At 80.5% G+C, this 1,365-nt stretch carries 1 protein-coding gene and 1 pseudogene; one reads left to right on the top strand and one right to left on the bottom strand.

Annotation, left to right across the window (positions count from 1 at the left end; all coding sequences use genetic code 11):
- Positions 1–338 (top strand): annotated as a pseudogene (locus tag WCS02_RS20345) (hypothetical protein); the annotation flags it as partial.
- On the opposite strand, the gene WCS02_RS20340 reads toward WCS02_RS20345, so the two are convergent.
- Positions 335–1,045, bottom strand: a complete 711-nt coding sequence (locus WCS02_RS20340) for a uracil-DNA glycosylase (RefSeq protein WP_340296137.1) — start codon at positions 1,043–1,045, stop codon at positions 335–337. The pseudogene WCS02_RS20345 and the gene WCS02_RS20340 overlap by 4 nt on opposite strands.
- Between the last annotated feature and the right edge of the window lie 320 nt (positions 1,046–1,365).

Raw genomic sequence — 1,365 nt, 5'->3', positions numbered from 1 at the left:
GGGTCGGGGCCTCGCCCGGACCGCGGGTGCGCGCGCTCGGCAGCGCCTGGGCGAACGTCCCGGCGACGGCGGTCGCGGCGGCGCTGCTGGTCGTCCAGACCCGGCTCGGGCTGCTCCCGGGCACGGGGCCCGACGCGGCGGCGGTCGGCGTCGTGCTCCTGCTCGGGGTGTGCGGGGGGATGTCGACGTGGTCGACGCTGGCCCTGGAGCTCGCCCGCTCGGTGCTCGCCGACGACAGGCGGGCCCTCGCGCTGCAGGTCGGCGGGGCGGTGGTCGGGGTCCTGGCGGGGCTCTTCGGCGCCGGGCTCGCGGTCCTGCTGCTGCTCGCGGCGGGCTAGCCCCCCGCCGGCTCCGGGGCAGGCCGGTCGTCGGCCAGCCGCCACCCCACGGGTGCCGCGCCCTGGGCGACGAGCGCCTCGTCCACCCGGCTGAACGGCCGGGAGCCGAAGAAGCCGCGCGAGGCGGACAGCGGGCTCGGGTGCACGCTCTCCACCGTGGCGACGCCCCCGAGGGCCGGGGCCAGCGTGCGGGCGTCCCGCCCCCAGAGCAGCGCGACGAGCGGGGCGTCCCGGGCCACGAGCGCCTCGACCGCGGCCGCGGTCACCCGCTCCCAGCCGAGCCCGCGGTGGGAGCCGGCCTCTCCCGGCCGGACGGTGAGGACGCGGTTGAGCAGGAGGACCCCGGCGTCGGCCCACGGGGACAGGTCGCCCGAGGCCGGCACGGGCAGGCCGAGGTCGGCCTCGCGCTCCACGAGGACGTTGCGCAGGCTCCGCGGCAGGGGCCGGACCCCCGGGGCCACCGAGAAGGACAGCCCCACGGCGTGTCCGGGCGTCGGGTACGGGTCCTGGCCGAGCAGGAGCACCCGCACGTCACCCAGCGGCCGGACGAAGGCGCGCAGCACGTCCGCCCGCGCGGGCAGGGGCACGACGCCGGCGGCCTCCTCGGCGTCCAGCCGCGCGGCGAGGTCCGCGAGCAGCGCGGTGTGGGGCTCGAGCACCGGCAGCCACGACGGGTGGACCGGGCCGAGACCCGCGACCGGGGCCACGAGGTCGGTCGGCTCGGCGGGCCCTGCCGGCGTAGCGGGCTCCGTGGGCTTTGTGCCCTCGGCGGGCTCGGCGGGCGAGGCGGGCTCGGTCACGGGGGCGATCCTGCCCGGGCCGCAGGTGCACGGCGCGGCGGGTGCGGCGAGGATCGGTGCGTGGCGACGTCGACGCAGGTCCGCAGCTCCCTCACCCGGGCGCTCACGGCCTGGGCGCTGGCCTCGGTGCTGGGCGGCGGGGTCGTCCTGGCCCGGCGGCCCGGGCCCGTGGCGGCCGGCGTGGCCCGCCAGACCGTGGCCTGGGGGGCGGGCGACCTGGGCGTGGC

This window comes from Aquipuribacter hungaricus, from assembly GCF_037860755.1.
Lineage (GTDB): Bacteria > Actinomycetota > Actinomycetes > Actinomycetales > JBBAYJ01 > Aquipuribacter > Aquipuribacter hungaricus.
The sequence above is the reverse complement of the archived record's forward strand: the minus strand, read 5'-3'. Positions and strand labels throughout refer to the sequence as shown.